This is a genomic window from Vibrio sp. ZF57, assembly GCF_001691235.1.
Taxonomy (GTDB): Bacteria; Pseudomonadota; Gammaproteobacteria; order Enterobacterales; family Vibrionaceae; genus Vibrio; species Vibrio crassostreae_C.
This window is the reverse complement of the sequence record NZ_MAKD01000019.1, coordinates 122,904-138,705: the sequence shown is the minus strand read 5'-3', so window position 1 is coordinate 138,705 and position 15,802 is coordinate 122,904. Positions and strand designations below refer to the sequence as shown.

General features: G+C 44.1%; 11 protein-coding genes and 1 pseudogene. 7 read left to right on the top strand and 5 right to left on the bottom strand.

Going from position 1 to position 15,802, the window contains the following annotated elements; all coding sequences use genetic code 11:
* Nucleotides 1-40 precede the first annotated feature (40 nt).
* A complete protein-coding gene (locus tag A6D97_RS02845; RefSeq protein WP_017064254.1) occupies nt 41-862 on the bottom strand; it encodes a phosphate ABC transporter substrate-binding protein in 822 nt (273 codons plus the stop codon).
* Nucleotides 863-1,342: 480 nt separating this feature from the next.
* Between A6D97_RS02845 and A6D97_RS02840 the strand changes: the two genes are divergently transcribed.
* Entirely contained in the window at nt 1,343-2,986 is a 1,644-nt protein-coding gene (locus A6D97_RS02840; protein ID WP_065583798.1) for a methyl-accepting chemotaxis protein, read from the top strand.
* Between the two features lie 107 nt (nt 2,987-3,093).
* Here the strand turns inward: A6D97_RS02840 and A6D97_RS02835 are convergent, their stop codons facing one another.
* Together A6D97_RS02835 and A6D97_RS02830 are read right to left on the bottom strand one after the other, a co-directional pair.
* Nucleotides 3,094-3,981, bottom strand: coding sequence for a lipase secretion chaperone (locus A6D97_RS02835; protein ID WP_065583797.1), 888 nt, complete (start codon nt 3,979-3,981; stop codon nt 3,094-3,096).
* A gap of 38 nt (nt 3,982-4,019) precedes the next feature.
* Nucleotides 4,020-4,961, bottom strand: a complete 942-nt coding sequence (locus A6D97_RS02830) for a triacylglycerol lipase (protein WP_065583796.1) — start codon at nt 4,959-4,961, stop codon at nt 4,020-4,022.
* 519 nt (nt 4,962-5,480) lie between these two features.
* Between A6D97_RS02830 and A6D97_RS02825 the strand changes: the two are divergent.
* Nucleotides 5,481-6,727 (top strand): annotated as a pseudogene (locus tag A6D97_RS02825) (SGNH/GDSL hydrolase family protein).
* A 133-nt stretch (nt 6,728-6,860) separates the two neighbouring features.
* Here the strand turns inward: A6D97_RS02825 and A6D97_RS02820 are convergent.
* Nucleotides 6,861-8,192 (bottom strand): DEAD/DEAH box helicase, encoded by a 1,332-nt coding sequence (locus A6D97_RS02820; RefSeq protein ID WP_017061883.1) that lies wholly within the window; start codon nt 8,190-8,192, stop codon nt 6,861-6,863.
* Between the two features lie 361 nt (nt 8,193-8,553).
* Between A6D97_RS02820 and A6D97_RS02815 the strand changes: the two genes are divergently transcribed.
* Nucleotides 8,554-8,820 carry an Lpp/OprI family alanine-zipper lipoprotein gene (locus A6D97_RS02815; protein WP_017064250.1) on the top strand — a complete coding sequence of 89 codons (267 nt, stop codon included), beginning with the start codon at nt 8,554-8,556 and terminating at the stop codon, nt 8,818-8,820.
* A 157-nt stretch (nt 8,821-8,977) separates the two neighbouring features.
* Here A6D97_RS02815 and A6D97_RS02810 read toward each other — a convergent pair whose 3' ends face one another.
* Nucleotides 8,978-9,952, bottom strand: a complete 975-nt coding sequence (locus A6D97_RS02810; protein ID WP_029235850.1) for a L,D-transpeptidase family protein — start codon at nt 9,950-9,952, stop codon at nt 8,978-8,980.
* A 346-nt stretch (nt 9,953-10,298) separates the two neighbouring features.
* On the opposite strand from A6D97_RS02810, the gene deoD reads away from it, so the two are divergent.
* The 4 genes from deoD to A6D97_RS02790 all read left to right on the top strand — a co-directional run bounded on the left by deoD (nt 10,299) and on the right by A6D97_RS02790 (nt 15,797).
* Nucleotides 10,299-11,009, top strand: coding sequence for a purine-nucleoside phosphorylase (deoD, locus tag A6D97_RS02805; RefSeq protein WP_017061880.1), 711 nt, complete (start codon nt 10,299-10,301; stop codon nt 11,007-11,009).
* Nucleotides 11,010-11,091: 82 nt separating this feature from the next.
* A complete protein-coding gene (locus A6D97_RS02800) occupies nt 11,092-12,561 on the top strand; it encodes a lactate dehydrogenase (RefSeq protein WP_017064249.1) in 1,470 nt (489 codons plus the stop codon).
* A 186-nt stretch (nt 12,562-12,747) separates the two neighbouring features.
* Nucleotides 12,748-14,217, top strand: coding sequence for a hypothetical protein (locus A6D97_RS02795; protein ID WP_065583795.1), 1,470 nt, complete (start codon nt 12,748-12,750; stop codon nt 14,215-14,217).
* Nucleotides 14,217-15,797: a GGDEF domain-containing protein gene (locus tag A6D97_RS02790; protein ID WP_017072413.1), complete on the top strand. Its 1,581-nt coding sequence runs from the start codon at nt 14,217-14,219 to the stop codon at nt 15,795-15,797. The genes A6D97_RS02795 and A6D97_RS02790 overlap by 1 nt, the downstream gene beginning before the upstream one ends.
* The last annotated feature ends 5 nt before the right edge of the window (nt 15,798-15,802 follow it).

Sequence of the window (15,802 nt, the reverse complement as noted above, 5' to 3'; positions counted from 1 at the left end):
AAAGCAGGCTGAGCAATAATTAAGATTGAGTCAGTTAAGATTAGTTAACTGTGATGTAGCCTTTCTTACCAGCGATAGCTTGAGCTTCATCTGCAACCATCCAATCTAGGAATTGTTGAGTTTCAGCTGTTGGAGCGCCTGCTTTGTAAAGAACTAGGAATGGACGAGCAACTTTGTAAGAACCGTTCTTAACGTTGTCTACAGTCGCAGCAGCGCCGTCGATAGTTAGAGCTTGAACAGATTCGTCAACTGTACCTAGAGAGATAAAGCCGATAGCGTATGGGTTGCTTGCTACAGAAACTTTAAGTGCGCCGTTACCGTTTGCAACTTGTGCACGTTGAGAGATAGCCGATACTTTCTTATCGCCAATCTTCTTCTTAAGCTTCATGATGTCTTCGAATGCACCACGTGTACCTGATGCAGTATCACGAGTGATTGCTACGATTGGTTTATCAGCGCCGCCAACATCTTTCCAGTTAGTGATGTCGCCTTTGTAGATTGAAGTGATTTGCTCAGCAGTAAGAGCAGATACTTCGTTGTTCGGGTTAACAACAACTGCGATACCGTCACGAGCGATAACTAGCTCTTTCAGGTCAGCTGTTTTCTCTTCTTCTTTTAGGTCACGAGAAGAGATACCAAGGTCAGCACTTCCATTTTTTGCTGCTTTGATGCCTGCAGAAGAACCTGGTGCTTGAATTTCGATGAACACTGGTTCGCCTTTATTCATGTAGGTTTCTGCAAAAACTTCAACCAGTGGAGAAGCACTGTTAGAGCCAACTACAGAGATAGTTTCTTTAGCTGAAGCTGTATTCACTGTTAGAGCGCCTAGTAGTGCGATTGCACCGATAACTGTCTTTTTCATCACAAATTTCCTTTAGTGGCGTTATTGCCGTAATGTTTTGCTTGAACGAGGCCTACTTTAGAATCCGAATGTGACAGTTGTGTTTCACTTAATTGAAGCCTATATGACAACTACAAATTAATGGCTAATTTCTCTCCTACTCGATGAATTGATAGTCGCGCCCCCATCAGATGCAGTTAGTGAATGCAGGTCTCACCATCGTTTGAGCACCAAAAAGCTAGATTTCCTTCCCTATTTATATCGAATACTAACCAATATATTTCTCTATTTATCAATCAATTAGCCCTAACACGATGGATAAAAAGATCCACCTTTATCGCCATTTAGAACAATAAACAACCATCTATATCAAATACCTATCGCATATAACGAAATCAAAGCCTTTACTGATTGAATTGTCAGTCTCATTAGTTAGAATCGCCAACTAATTCTAATAATAATAATTCTCATCTTTTTATTTTATTCAAAGAAGGACATTACATGCGCCAACTTCTCAGTGGCTTATCAATCAAAATACAAATTCTTGTACCCGTACTATTTTCCGTTGTCTTACTTTTAGCCGGTGTCATTATCGGTGGTGAAAAACTAGAAAGTGCATTCAAAGATGTGTCAGTAGCAACCGACCAGTTAATCTTACATAAAGAAGAACTTAGCGAAATCGTCGACAACAGCTATGGCATGCGCATCAAAGCGATTTACAGTCTATTCAATGCTGATGACGTAAAAACATTGGTTGAAACACTAAACCAAAAACGCGATCAGAATACTCGCCTACTGAATTCATTAGACACAGTGCCAGGCATGCAAGATGAAGTGGCCGCGATGAACAAAGCGATGAATCACTATGTCGATTTTTCTCGTACCACCATGCTTCCGCTATTAAGAGCGAAACACGGCGATGCATCACTATCTTCAGATTTTGAAAACCGCTACCAGATCGCAATCGACCAATACCGACATGCGGGTAATGAAATGGTGCAAGCGATCAATACTCTGTCTAAAAAGCTGAACTTGCTTGCCACTCAAGAGGTCGACATCAACGGCCAGCAACACGCTAGCACGCTGACTACTGCGACCATTGCACTGTTGGTGATCCTGTCTGTAGCTCTAATTATCAGTTGGACGCTGGCTGGCATCATTGTTAAGCCGATCAGCAATATTCAAGCAACCATGCGCGAAGTGGCAAAAGGTAACTTGTTAGTTAAAGCAGAAGAGTATGGCGACAACGAAATCTCACGCCTAGCGCAAGACGTAAACCAGTCTGTTGAACAGCTGCGTGACACGGTAAGCTCGCTGTCTCGAATCAGTATCGAAGTGGCTTCTGCGTCGACAGAGCTAGCAGCAGTAATGACACAATCGAGCGTTAATTCAGACCAAGAAAAGCAAGAAGTAGAACAAGTTGCTTCTGCTGTAAACCAATTAGAAAGCACAGCAGCACACGTTAATGAGAACGCAGTACAAGCCGACTCAGCGTCTAAGCAAGCTGACGAAATGGCGACACACAGCATGAGCTTGTTTAATGAAAGCAACAAAGCTAACGAACAGATGGCGATTCAGCTAAGCGAAGCTGCAAATGTTGTGGGCACGCTAAAAGAGCACTCTGAACAGATTGGTAAAGTGATTGAGGTGATTCAAAGTATCTCTGAACAAACTAACCTGCTTGCGCTTAACGCAGCAATCGAAGCCGCTCGTGCAGGTGAAAGCGGTCGTGGTTTCGCAGTGGTTGCTGATGAAGTTCGAATGCTAGCGGCACGTACACAAGATTCAACCAAAGAGATCCAAAGCATCATTGAAGGTTTGCAGGTTCAATCCGGTAACGCGAATGAAAGCATGAGCAGCTCACTGGCTATGGTGGAACACAACCAAACTCTTGCAGGTGAAGTAAGCGCGGCGCTTTCAGGCATTGCTAACTCGGTAACGGACATGACTGAGATTAACACTCAGGTTGCCTCTGCCGCTGAAGAGCAAAGCCAAGTAACCTCAGACATCAACCGTAACATCTCAAACATCTACAGCCTAGTAAGCCAAAACGTTACCGGCATTACTCAAGCCGCTGCAGCAAGCCACGAGCTTTCTAACCTAGCAGAACAACAGAAGCAGCAGTTGGATTACTTTAAGGTATAGGCTTCAAGGTACGAAGTTCAAGGCAAACAGATTCAGGCTGTATGCTCTTTAGAACTCGCCGATAAACAAAAAGCCAGCCATCATGGCTGGTTTTTCGCTTTTAGACACTACTGACGAGATTCAGCCGCTCGAATTCTTTCAATCGCTTCTACCCTTCTAAGCTGTTCTGGTAGGAAATGTTCAGTCCTAAGTTGCGCAATCTTCTCTTGTTGTTCGGTTTTTGATAGGAATGAATCTTTCAAGACATCATTTCGTTCTGCGAAGTAGACCTCTAACGAGTCTTCAAAGGCCGCTCTTTGTTTATCAAGTGCTTCAAGTCTCTGGGTTGCTTCTTCACCGACAAGTTCGCTTCTCTTTAAGTATTTACCCTGTTCATCGAGACCTTCAGAGCTAGAGAGCTGTTGGAGTAACACCTGATTCTGGTGACTCGACTGAACATAATCAGGTTGCTCAGATAGATAGGATTCGAGTCTTTGTTGGTATTCTTCATCCTCTAATCCCTCCTGTTTCAGAAGTAACTTTTCTAAGGCGATTTCTCTCATTCTGTTGTCGTGCGTAAACAGAATACTTATCTCGCTCTCACTGAAAAACTGAGCTTGGAGGTCAAGGAGCGCTTGATTGAGTGCACGTAGATCATCAGCGGAAATGGATGTGGTACCGAACTGCACGTCCAACGATGTCAGTGCCGACTTATACTCAAGATATTTGGCAAACAGTGCTTCATCAACCACGGTTGTTGATGATTGTTCGTGGTGTTTCGCCACGTTGTCTCGAATATCTTCAAGGGTTAATTCTGTATTACCTGACACGAAATATTCCATCATGTCTTTTGCTGATGCGTTATCGATGTCGGTATCTTGCTGAGAGGTGACTTTCAATGAGGAGACGCGTTGTTCGTCGTCAGTATGTGTATCTTGATTATTTAGATATAAAAAGACCGCCGCTGTGCTCATCAGGGCTATCGTGGTTATCGACAAAATGGCGGTCTTTTTCATCATACTTCCCTTGTTTTCTTATTAAACGGCTTTGCAGACTACAAGCCAGCCAACTTCAATCGATTGGCATGCTGACGATATAGAGTTACAGGATCTGTCTCAAACAAGTGGTGAATTCCCAATAACCCATTAATCTCATCTAGGTGGTTCATTTTGTAATCATCACCAATCACTTTGCCCAAATGCGCGCTGCATGCTCCTACTAAGCCATCATTAGGTTCGTTGAAGGCTAAGCCTAGGATTGTCATCGCTCCGTCGGTAGGATCAAGAAGGTTGGTAAAAGTGGAAGACCCTGTCCATGAATAGTAATAAACGCCGTTACTTGCTTGCCACTCACCATCGCCACACTCAGACGTCGGAACGCCCTCAGGGTAAAACTGGTTGAAGGCTAGCGAGCCTTCTGTGGTCAATGCTTCAACAGAAGCGAGGCCGTCTTGGTCGAGATCCGTTCCACCAGATAAAAGGTTAATCAGTGTCGTTAATCCACCTGCTAATTTAACCGCGATACCTTCTGTGACAGAGCCTTCAGATACGTTCCCTCGAACGAGATCAGCGACCTTAGAACCTTTATGCACACCGCCAATACTGGTCACTGAAGCAACAAGATCAGGTCGAACTGACGCAACATAACGAGCCGTAGGCCCACCGTGGCTATGACCAACCAGATTCACCATACTTGCTCCTGTTGCAGCTAACAGCGTTTCAACTTGGCTGAGTAACTGTTCACCACGGACCTCTGAACTGTTGGTTGCAGAGACCTGAGCGACATATACGTTCGCGCCATCTTTGGTTAGGGATTCAGGTACGCCATAGAAATAGTCAACGCCCGCTAATGTATCGAAACCAAACAGACCATGTACCAACATAATGGGGTATTTCGTTTCAGTGTATCCCCTGGCTTCTAATGCTGATGCGCTCGTTCCGGCATATACGCCAAAACTGGATAGGCAGGCTATCGTCCAAATTAATATCTTTTTCAATGCTCTTTCCTTAAACAGATTAGACCTCTGATGAGTAAAAGAACCGTAGATGATGATTTTATAAAACAGAAAGTAACGACTTCATATTTGTGATGGCGAACTTGAATTAAACAGGTGCGATGAACATCAGGCAAACAGAATCAGGAGAACAAAACATAAGCAATTGATTAAATTAACATTTAACTAAGGTTGATGAGATTGTTCTTTCAATATCCCGACTCAAATATCAATTCAACATTCTCAATAAACCAAAATTATTCGACAAATAACCGTTTGGAAACAGGTATTTTTCAACCAAAAACTCGTTGATAACTTGAGGCTTATTCCATTAACGACACACCACAACCCTGAATATATTGACGCTAATTATTGATTTTAGATATAGGTCGTACCAGTTATCCACTTATCCACTTATCCACTTATCCACTTATCCACTTATCAAGAAACAAGAAACAAGCAACAAGCAACAAGCAACAGCGTTTCTGTTTGGCTCATCTAAATATAAAAGAGAATACAGTGATGAAAAATACGGCTTTAATACTCACGTTAGCCCTGCCTTTTGGCGCTTATGCCGCTGAAGACTCAATACCAACACCTGAATCGATTACATCTGCACAAGTACTCAGTGCACAAGGCTCAGAGACCTATTCATATGTTAGATGTTGGTATCGAACCGATGCCTCTCATGATTCCCCAGCCACCGACTGGAAGTGGGCAAAGAAAGAGAGTGGTGATTACTACACGATCAACGGATATTGGTGGTCTTCTGTTTCTTTCAAAAACATGTTCTACAGTGATGCGCCTCAATCTGAAATCAAACAGCGTTGCGAACAGACGCTCGACATCCAACATGACGCCGATGACATCACCTACTTTGCCGCAGATAATCGCTTCTCTTACAACCACTCCATCTGGACCAACGATAACGCGTTCCAGGCCAATAGCATCAATCGTATTGTCATCTTTGGTGATAGCCTGTCCGACACTGGTAATCTATTTAATGGCTCACAATGGTTTTTTCCGAACGCAGATTCGTGGTTTTTAGGGCACTTTCGAATGGTTTAGTCTGGACGGAGTATTTAGCAAAAGCGAAAGATGTCCCTCTGTATAACTGGGCTGTGGGTGGCGCCGCAGGTACCAACCAATACGTGGCATTGACTGGTGTTTATGATCAAGTCACCTCTTATCTGACCTACATGAAAGTCGCCAAAAACTATCGTCCGGAAAACTCACTGTTTACTTTAGAGTTTGGCCTCAATGACTTCATGAATTACAACCGAGAAGTCGCCGATGTAAAGGCTGACTTTAGCAGCGCGCTGATCCGCTTAACAGAATCTGGTGCGAACAATATCCTGCTGTTCACCTTACCCGATGCAACCAAAGCCCCTCAATTCAAATACTCTACCGAACAAGAGATAATAAAAGTTCGTGGCAAGATCTTAGAATTCAACCAGTTCATCAAAGCTCAAGCCGAGTATTACCAAGGTATAGGGAAAAACGTGGTGTTGTTCGATGCAAGTGCGTTGTTCGCCAGCATTACCGATAACCCAGAACAACATGGCTTTCGAAACGCGAGTGATGCTTGTCTTAATATCAATCGAAGCTCAGCCGCGGACTATTTAAGAAGCCACAGCTTAACTAATGATTGTGCGACCTATGGTTCAGACAGTTATGTATTCTGGGGCGTGACGCACCCAACCACCGCCACACACAAATACATTGCCGACCATATCCTAGCTTTTTCATTCTCAACATTTGATTTCTAAAGCCTTTAGAGCAACTCCGTAACCTGAGGCAGCACCTCTTAGGCACAAAAGTCAGATACAAAAAAACCGCCTAATATTGGCGGTTTTTATTCATGTCAGTTTTACTAGCAAACGCTTTAAAACTGGCTGGTGATTACTCGTCGTCCACTTTTGGTGCGACTTTCTTCTTAGGGATAAACACGGTATCACCCACGGCCACATTTTGGTGGAAGCTCTTATCGCGCTTAACTGGTTTCTTCGGCGTTTTCTTCGCTTGAGTGTTGGTCTTCTTCTTAGCAGGACCGCCTTTAGCAAACGCAGGTTTACGTGGCTTAATGCCTTTGAATTTACCTTTTAGGCCTTCAAGTACAGAGAAGGTCAAATCTTGTTGAAGGTAAAGTTCAACACGCTTGAAGCTGTCCCAGTCTTTTGGACCAACCAAAGAAATCGCATCGCCTTTGTTACCCGCACGGCCAGTACGACCTACACGGTGCACGTACTCTTCCGTATGCTTAGGCATATCAAAGTTGATAACGTGGCTCACGTTTGGAATATCAATACCACGTGAAGCAACATCGGTAGTTACCAAGATCTTGTAAACCGCACGCTCGAACTGGCTCATAATAGCATTACGTTGCGTTTGGTTTAGGTTACCACTCAGTGCTACCGCTTTAAGCTTCTTCTCGTTCAACTTATCTGTTAAACGGTCAGTATCAGCGCGTGTTGCTGTGAAGATCATTACCTGACGGTATTCAGCTTCTTCCAGTACACGGTCTAAAATCGCTTCTTTGTGATCTAGGTGATCACATAAGTAGAATTTCTGTGTGATATCTAAGTGTTGCTCGTTAGAAACACCAACAGAGATACGCTTAGGTGCGTCTAGCATTTCATTTGCAATGCCATTTACTTCAGCGTGATCTAACGTTGCAGAGAACATCAACGTTTGACGACGACGGTGTTTAGCTGCATTGGCAATGCGACGAAGTTCTGGAGCGAAACCCAGATCAAGCATACGGTCCGCTTCATCAAGGATTAGCGTTTCAACACCATCTAGGAACAATGAACGATGTTCTAGGTGGTCAGCAAGACGGCCTGGAGTCGCAACGATAAAACGAGGGTACTTACGCAGTGCTTTAACTTGGTCGTTAAAGTTCTCACCACCTAAGATAAGCGCCGCTTCATAAGACAGACCACCAAGCATGCTACGCAGTTCGCCGTAAACTTGCTTCGCTAGCTCACGAGTAGGAGCCAAAATTACACCACGAGGATCTTTAGCAGAAAACGCTTTTGTTTTTAATGCTTTATGTATCATTGGCAACACAAACGCCAATGTTTTTCCTGATCCCGTTTTTGATGAAGCCAATAGATCCTTACCAGCAATAGCAACAGGGATCGCTTTTGATTGGATCTCTGTCGCCTTCTTGAAGTCGTAATGTTTTAAGTTCTTCAGTAAGCGGTTATCTAAGCCTAAATCTTTAAAGTGCAAAGGACTCTCCAGTCATGATGGTATTGAATAAAATTAATTTAACGTGACATGATACCGCGAAAGTACTTTATAAGGATAGAGATCACAGTAAATTTATCCCTTTATCTATCTTTAGCTAGAACAACGTATGCATTGCTAGCAAAGGGATAGCTCTCCAAAAACACCTTCAAGTCGTCTCTAAATCCTTCATCTCATAAATGAGACACAACGTGATACTTAGCTAATTAACTCAAAAATTTAGCAATTTCTTTAGTTATTGTTTTTGCAGTTAAAAAATTAGTCGCTACAATCATTAATGAAGCGACTATATGATAAAGAATGTATAGCGCATCTTTTGATGATAAATAAGCAAGGAGTTCTTATGAATAAGACGTTAATCGCAGCTGCAGCATCAGTTTTCATTTTAGCCGGTTGTTCTTCAGAGCCAGAAGAAGCTGCAGTGTCAGAAATGGATCAACTAACTAACCAAGTCGCTCAACTAACAAGCGAAGTTGAAGCACTTAAGAGTGACAAAGCAGCCGCAGAAATGAAGGCTCAAGAAGCAGAAGCAGCCGCAATGGCAGCGAAAGAAGAAGCGGACCGTGCTAACGACCGTATCGACAACATCGCTGAGTCTTACACTAAGTAGTTTGAGATCTAATCGCGATTAAGCTGTAGATTAAATAAGTCGCAAAAAGCAGTATATAGACAGCACCACTTCTTATCGGATGTGGTGCTTTTTTTGGGTGACACTAATGCGAGTAAACAAGATAAAACCGCCCCTTGTTGCAGAAGAGGCAATCGAATTAAAACTCAATCACAGGTGGTGCTATCTCTACAGGTACGCCGTTTTGAGCAAAGATAACCGCTTTCGCCTTTGAATTTGGCAGTTCTGCGTCTTCAAGCCACCATTTTAGTTCCACAGGGATCTGTAATGATTTCTTTGAACCATCACTTCGAGTTAATGGCTCGTGCGCTTCTACAAACACACTTCTATCAGGCTCTAATGACACCTTAATCGGCTCATTGATAATGGTGACCTGTTCACCACGGTTCACTTGCTCAAACAGCCACTCAATGTCTTTAGGTTCCATTCGGATACAACCAGAGCTAACTCGTAAACCTATCCCGAAATCTTTGTTTGTACCATGGATCAAATAGTCGCCAGCGCCATAAGCAAGCCTCAAAGCGTACTCTCCCAATGGATTTTCCGGCCCGGCAGGAACCACTCTCGGTAATTCAATGCCCTTTTCAAGATACTCGTTGCGGATTGAATTTGGTGGCGTCCATGTTGGATTCGGTCTTTTTTGGCTTATCTTGGTGATCATCTCGGGAGTATCACGCCCCACTCGACCGATGCCGACAGGGAAAACATGCACCTGATTTTTCTCAGGCTCAAAGTAATACAACCTTAACTCAGCAAGATTGATGACAATCCCCTTTCTTGGGGTGTCAGGCAAAATCAAGCGGCTTGGAATGCTTAACACATAGCCTTCCGCGGGAAGAAAAGGATCCACCCCTTTGTTGGCTGCCATTAAAGAGAGAAAACCAATATCGTATTGCTTGGCAATGATGGCCAAGGTTTCGCCCGCCGCCACTTCATGCTGCTGGATTCTGCCCACAATGCGGCTTTCCGTTGGTGGCAATTCAAAGGTTGCAGCAGACACCCACGATGAAGCTATCCCGCTGGCAAGCAAAGTAGTTCTTACAACAAGCGACACCGCCCTGTGAAGTCGTGTTTTCATTGACGGCAAAGGCGTCGAGTTAGCGCAATGCGACATACAAATCCTTGGTTTGTCTTTTATCAAAGTTTAGATTATCTCTGATCAAACGTCTCTACAACGTATTGTTGTCTCGAAACTGATAGACAACAAGTTTATGTGTGGGCCTTTTCCTCTCATTCGCTTGCAATTAACCCATACAAAATCGATTGCCTTTACGCTTTCAACAGATTTAGTTATCAATATTAATAAAACTATAATGGCAGACCTGTTTTGTGACTAAAGTCTCATGGATCCACGTTCTAACTCGCTAATATTGCCTCAACAAAACGAATTCAATTCAACAGAATCGGTAATTGATTAAATCCTGTTCCTATAATTACCGTTTAAACTTTGGAGAACGACCATGGCTACACCTCATATTAATGCTCAAGCTGGTGATTTCGCAGAAACAGTACTTATGCCGGGCGACCCGCTTCGCGCAAAATACATTGCAGAAACATTCCTTGATGACGTGAAGCAAGTTTGTGACGTTCGCAACATGTTTGGCTACACAGGCACTTACAAAGGTAAGAAAGTTTCTGTAATGGGCCACGGTATGGGTATCCCATCATGCTGCATCTACGTACACGAGCTAATCGCTGAGTTCGGCGTGAAAAACGTTATTCGTGTAGGTAGCTGTGGCGCGGTACGTGACGACGTTAAACTAATGGACGTTGTTATCGGCATGGGTGCATCTACTGACTCAAAAGTAAACCGCATTCGTTTCAACAACCACGACTTCGCTGCTATAGCTGATTTCGGTCTTCTAGAAGAAGCAGTAAACCAAGCTCGTGCACAAGAAGTTCCAGTTAAAGTTGGTAACGTATTCTCTGCAGACCTTTTCTACACTCCAGAAGCTGACCTTTTCGAAAAAATGGAAAAGCTAGGCATCCTAGGTGTTGATATGGAAGCGGCTGGTATCTACGGCGTTGCTGCAGACCTTGGTGCTAAAGCACTAACTATCCTAACAGTATCTGACCACATCATCCGTGGTGAAAAACTAAGTTCTGAAGAGCGTCAAAAGTCTTTCAACGACATGATGAAAGTTGCTCTAGAGACAGCAATCAACATCTAACGATTTGATAAAAGATACATTGAAAAGCGTTACCCCGCAGCCAGGCTCGCTTGGCTGCTCAAATAATCCCGAGGGGGAGATCGTGTCTAACGACAAGCTGCCAAAAGATGCGGATGGTTTGCAACTCAACTTTTGTAAAACATTGGCGTGTGACAACTTTGGCTTGAGCGATGCAAAACGGTATGTTTTGCAACACGCGAACCCTAAGCGTCCAGCGATGGTTTGTCGTGAATGTGGAGCTTTCCCCCCCTTACTTAACAATCGTGAAGTGTTAAGCGAACTTCATCGCTTAAGACAACTTCACAGCGACGGGCTCCCTGCTTGTCGTAATGATGATTGCGATAACTTCGGCTTATCGGTTCATACCCATAAACATCTTTATCATGCCTTCGGCTACAGTGGCGACAGGCAGCGTTATCGATGCAAAGACTGCCAAACAACCTTCGTTGATAAATGGTCTGGATCCAATAAAAAACTCCAATTTCAAGAGAACCTCATGGGCTTACTGTTCATGGGCTATTCCGTACGTGAAATCTGCCGAAAATTAGAGATCAACCCAAAGACTTTCTATGATCATGTTGACCATATCGCGAGCCGTTGTCGTCGTAAATTAGCGATGATCGATGCACGATGGGTTAACCATGCGAAAGATTACGAGTTCGCATCTCACTACCAGCGTCTGCAACCACAAAGTAACAACGGTGTGGTGTGGATAGCGACGGGCGAGGCGCATTCTGGCTATATACTTTGCCAACACGTTAACTACTCTCAAAATGAAGAACCATCAGGAAACGTCGACCATAACCCTTATGATGATGTGGCACGATTTGTATCCAAAGAGCACTCTTCAGAAGCAAATCTCGAACTGCCTCAGCCCTCTGACAAACTAAAAGAGCGCATTGAACAGCAGTACCAAGTGATTCTTGCGAGAGGTAACGTTGAGGACCCTATGGGTAACCTCACCACATTTAGTTACCCTTCAAAAGGCGCTCTCATTCGACCGCCTTATACCTCTTATGCTCACTTCTTACATGTGTTGGATATGTGTAACGAAGACAAGCATGTCGCCATCTATATGCCACAAGATCCATTACTAAGATCTGCCGCTTTAAGTGTATGTTTGCCGCGCATTCAGAGTCAAAATATTGACCTCATGTATGTCGAAGAAGATTCAGGCTGGCAAGACGACCAAAGTTTTGAAAAGATCGACATCGTTCACATGAGTTGGTGGCGAGATCGCTGGGCTATTGCCAATCAGGGTGATAACCAGAAAGGTATCTGCTACCTAACCGGTAACAATCCAGAACCAAAACAGTGGTTTAACACAGCCTCAATTCAACAAACTAAGTTCTATCAACAGCGCTTTCAGTTGTTATTTGATAGCTTTATTAATGAGCCCAGACGTAAGCTTCGTCCTGGGGGCATTCTTCCATTGCTCGACATATTTAGAGCTTGGCACAATCTGTGCTACCAAGATAAGCAAGGGCTCACGGCAGCACAACGCTTAGGCGTAGCGGAGCTGCCATTAACTCTAAAGCAACTACTTTCATAGCAACAAAGCCTCTAGGTAATTATTCGGGAACTCATTGATTTTAAAGCGACAACATGAGGTAACACCCATAATTAGAAAAGATCGATGTTCCTTTGACGCTCTACGAAAGATAATTGGTGCTTATCTCAAATTACACTCTTATAATGATTGTGTTATCAATATGTTCGATAATCATGGATGTAAGTCTTGGACAAAAATCAGTACCTTCTTGAAACAGAATTAGAAAAACTCAAAACTCGAGTCGACTCTGAGCCATCGGTGATCCTAGAGATTGCCCAACAGTGCCTAGTCCGATCAGAGCAAGTTCTGTTTGAAGAGGGTGCCATCCAGTCATTAATGTTAATGGCAAGATGTAGCTGGAACCTGATGGATTACCAAAAAGGTTTAAAATACATCAAGGAAGCCTACAAGCGCCAAAGCCGATTAGATACCGATCTTTTTCTGCCCGAAATCCTCCATTTACACGCGCTCCAGTTCTGGGGACAAGCCAAGTACTATTCCGCCCAACAGTTCTGGATCAATGCTTTAGAGCAGTCCGCGTTGGTTGATGAAGTCGAAATTCAAATTGAATGCCTCATTGGCCTTGGCAATATTTGGCGGATGACCCACGAATATAAACTTGCACGTTCTACCCACCAGCTTGCCGTTAAAGTTGCTAACAACAGCCGCATTGGTTGGTTAGAGGGTAAAGCCAGAATACTGCTTGCGTGGGATTACTACCTGCTCAACAACTATGTTGAAATGCTGTCGGTATTGGACGGTGCAGAAGAAGCATTAAAAGACCATAAAGATAACACTTGGCATGCAGAGGTATGGGACTTTCGAGGCCTTGCCCTACTTGGTCTTGAACGCTTAGATGACGCGGAGCGCGCCACGGCCAAAGCGCACAATCTGGCAGTTAAACACAACCTAGTTTGGATGAAGGCGCACTCATACATCAGCCGAGCTAGATTGGAGCTCCTGAGAAAAAGACCAGAACAAGCGGCGGAATTACTGAGGCTCGCAGAACAATCCGCAAACGAGTTCGATAATGGCGAGTTGCTGAGCCAAATCTGTTACCAACAATCCTTGGTGGCGGAAGAAAACCAAGACTTCCAAGCCGCGCTCGTCGCCTTTAAAAAGTACCGTCAATATTCTATCGGCATGCTCAAAGAGCAAACGACACGTGTCGGTTTGGACAAAGCACGCAGTTCAAAACGCCAACTTGAACAGAGAGCACGAAAACTGATTAATCGTATTCGCGGTCAGCACGAGTACGATCCTGAAAAGCACCTCTCTTACGTTGTCTCTGAAACCTTTTGGTGGGAAAAGTTGGTGCTGTTCAAGACAGAGCTTAAACGTTCAAACCACAGCATCATTATGTTCCATCATGTCGATACTGATTACTTAGATGTCTGTACCGAGATTGCTCATGCTTTATGTAACCAGAATGACTTCATCGCAAGGCTAAGTTCTGAACGTGTGGCCCTTATGCTTTCCGAAAAAGGCGAAGCCGCAGAGCAAACCTTCCAAACTCTCAGCACCATGCTTGATATCTATCCATGGCATAGAAAAGGACTAAAGGGTTCGAAACCGACCGTCAGCCTCAATGATATTTTGACGTTCCCGTTCACGCTTGAACAATTAGAAGAAGACGATGCTGAGGTAATAGAATAATGGAAACTCTATTAAGCAAGATCACAGACGCCGGTTTAGACCCTTCATCAGTATCAGGTGAAGAAGCGATCATCTTCTGGAACCACATTCGTCAGCACGTTTCGACAACGCAAACAGAGCAAGCGCACTGCTATATCATTAGCTCTGAATACCGTGCCGAGTTACAACAAAATCAAACCAGTATCGAAGAGTTGAGACGAGCACTCGATCTGCTCCACCTTCCTGCCGATATCGAAGATATTCTGACAGTCAAAACCAGTTTAAGTGACCGCTTAGTTGAAACTGGTGATTACACCTCAGCACTCAATGAATTCGTCAGTTCATCGACTATCGCGGTTGAACACGGTCATATCGATGAGTATGTATTAGCTATTTTAGGCATGGGCAACCTGTGTGATTCCTATGGCGATCACAACAGAGCACTTCGTTACTACCAAAAAATCAGCAGCATAGACCATGCGATAAGCAGTCGCTCACTTCGCCTCAAATTCAAGCTGCATATGGTAGCAAGCCTACTTCTACTCAATCGCATTACAGCAGCCAGCGATTTACTGAATGAGTGCGAAGAACTGAGTATTTTGGTCAGTGACAAGTTGCTCACAGCTCAAATACTGCTTTACCAAGCAAAGGTGCTGCGCGCTAAGAAAAAACACCATGAAGCGCTACGCTGTCTGTCTAAGGTTCAATACCCAGCCAACAGCACTCAAGCAAGCTGGCTTGCAACCATGACTCGTCTAGAGCTCGCACATTGCCTAAGTGCAACCGGCAAGCAAGACTACGCGAGCATGATTTTGTCGAGCACAGACAAACGCGTGAAAGCCTACTCGTCGCCAGTACTTGCAAAACGATTCTACGATTCGCTGAGTGATGTGTGTATGAATCAAGGGCGTTTTCAAGAAGCGCTAAGCTATGAGAAAAAAGGCTACCGAATTGAAACCGATCTGATGAAGCAGATCCCGATCAGTGAACTCGGTGCAAGCCAGCTACGCCGCCTGTCCCGTTTTGAATTACAACTCAAACTCATTCTCTCTGAACAAGAGAACAAAGAGTTGAAAGAGACGACTGAACAACACAAGAATGCGGTGGCTCAGCTTCAACAAGACGTATTCACCGATCCATTGACAGGGTTACACAACCGTCGCTGGTTAGATGTGAAATTGAAAGACATGCTGCTGCACGATACCTCTTTCGCCCTGATGGTTATTGATATTGACCACTTCAAGTCTATCAATGATGAACTGAGTCACTTAGTGGGTGATAAAGCGATTGTTAGTGTGTCTCAAGAGCTGCGTTCATACTTTAAGTTTAGAGGCGCATCGTGTGTCAGGTTTGGTGGAGAAGAGTTCCTCGTCATTCTAGAGAACACTGATCTCCCTAAAGCAGAAATGCACTCTGAAAATTATCGAGAGCGCATCTTCCAATTCGGTTGGCATGAGATACTTGGGGAGCGCGGTTTGACCGTGAGTATCGGTATCACTTTACATCGTGACGGAGAGAATACTCAACGTACCTTCTACCGTGCCGATAAAGCGCTATACCGAGCTAAAGCCAACGGCCGTAATCAAGTGTGTACAGAGTAATGGCA

Excerpts from the sequence above, each read along its gene's own strand:
- A6D97_RS02845 (WP_017064254.1), bottom strand. The coding sequence starts at position 862 with ATGAAAAAGACAGTTATCGGTGCAATCGCACTACTAGGCGCTCTAACA.
- A6D97_RS02840 (WP_065583798.1), top strand. The coding sequence starts at position 1,343 with ATGCGCCAACTTCTCAGTGGCTTATCAATCAAAATACAAATTCTTGTA.
- A6D97_RS02835 (WP_065583797.1), bottom strand. The coding sequence starts at position 3,981 with ATGAAAAAGACCGCCATTTTGTCGATAACCACGATAGCCCTGATGAGC.
- A6D97_RS02815 (WP_017064250.1), top strand. The coding sequence starts at position 8,554 with ATGAATAAGACGTTAATCGCAGCTGCAGCATCAGTTTTCATTTTAGCC.
- A6D97_RS02810 (WP_029235850.1), bottom strand. The coding sequence starts at position 9,952 with ATGTCGCATTGCGCTAACTCGACGCCTTTGCCGTCAATGAAAACACGA.
- deoD (WP_017061880.1), top strand. The coding sequence starts at position 10,299 with ATGGCTACACCTCATATTAATGCTCAAGCTGGTGATTTCGCAGAAACA.
- A6D97_RS02790 (WP_017072413.1), top strand. The coding sequence starts at position 14,217 with ATGGAAACTCTATTAAGCAAGATCACAGACGCCGGTTTAGACCCTTCA.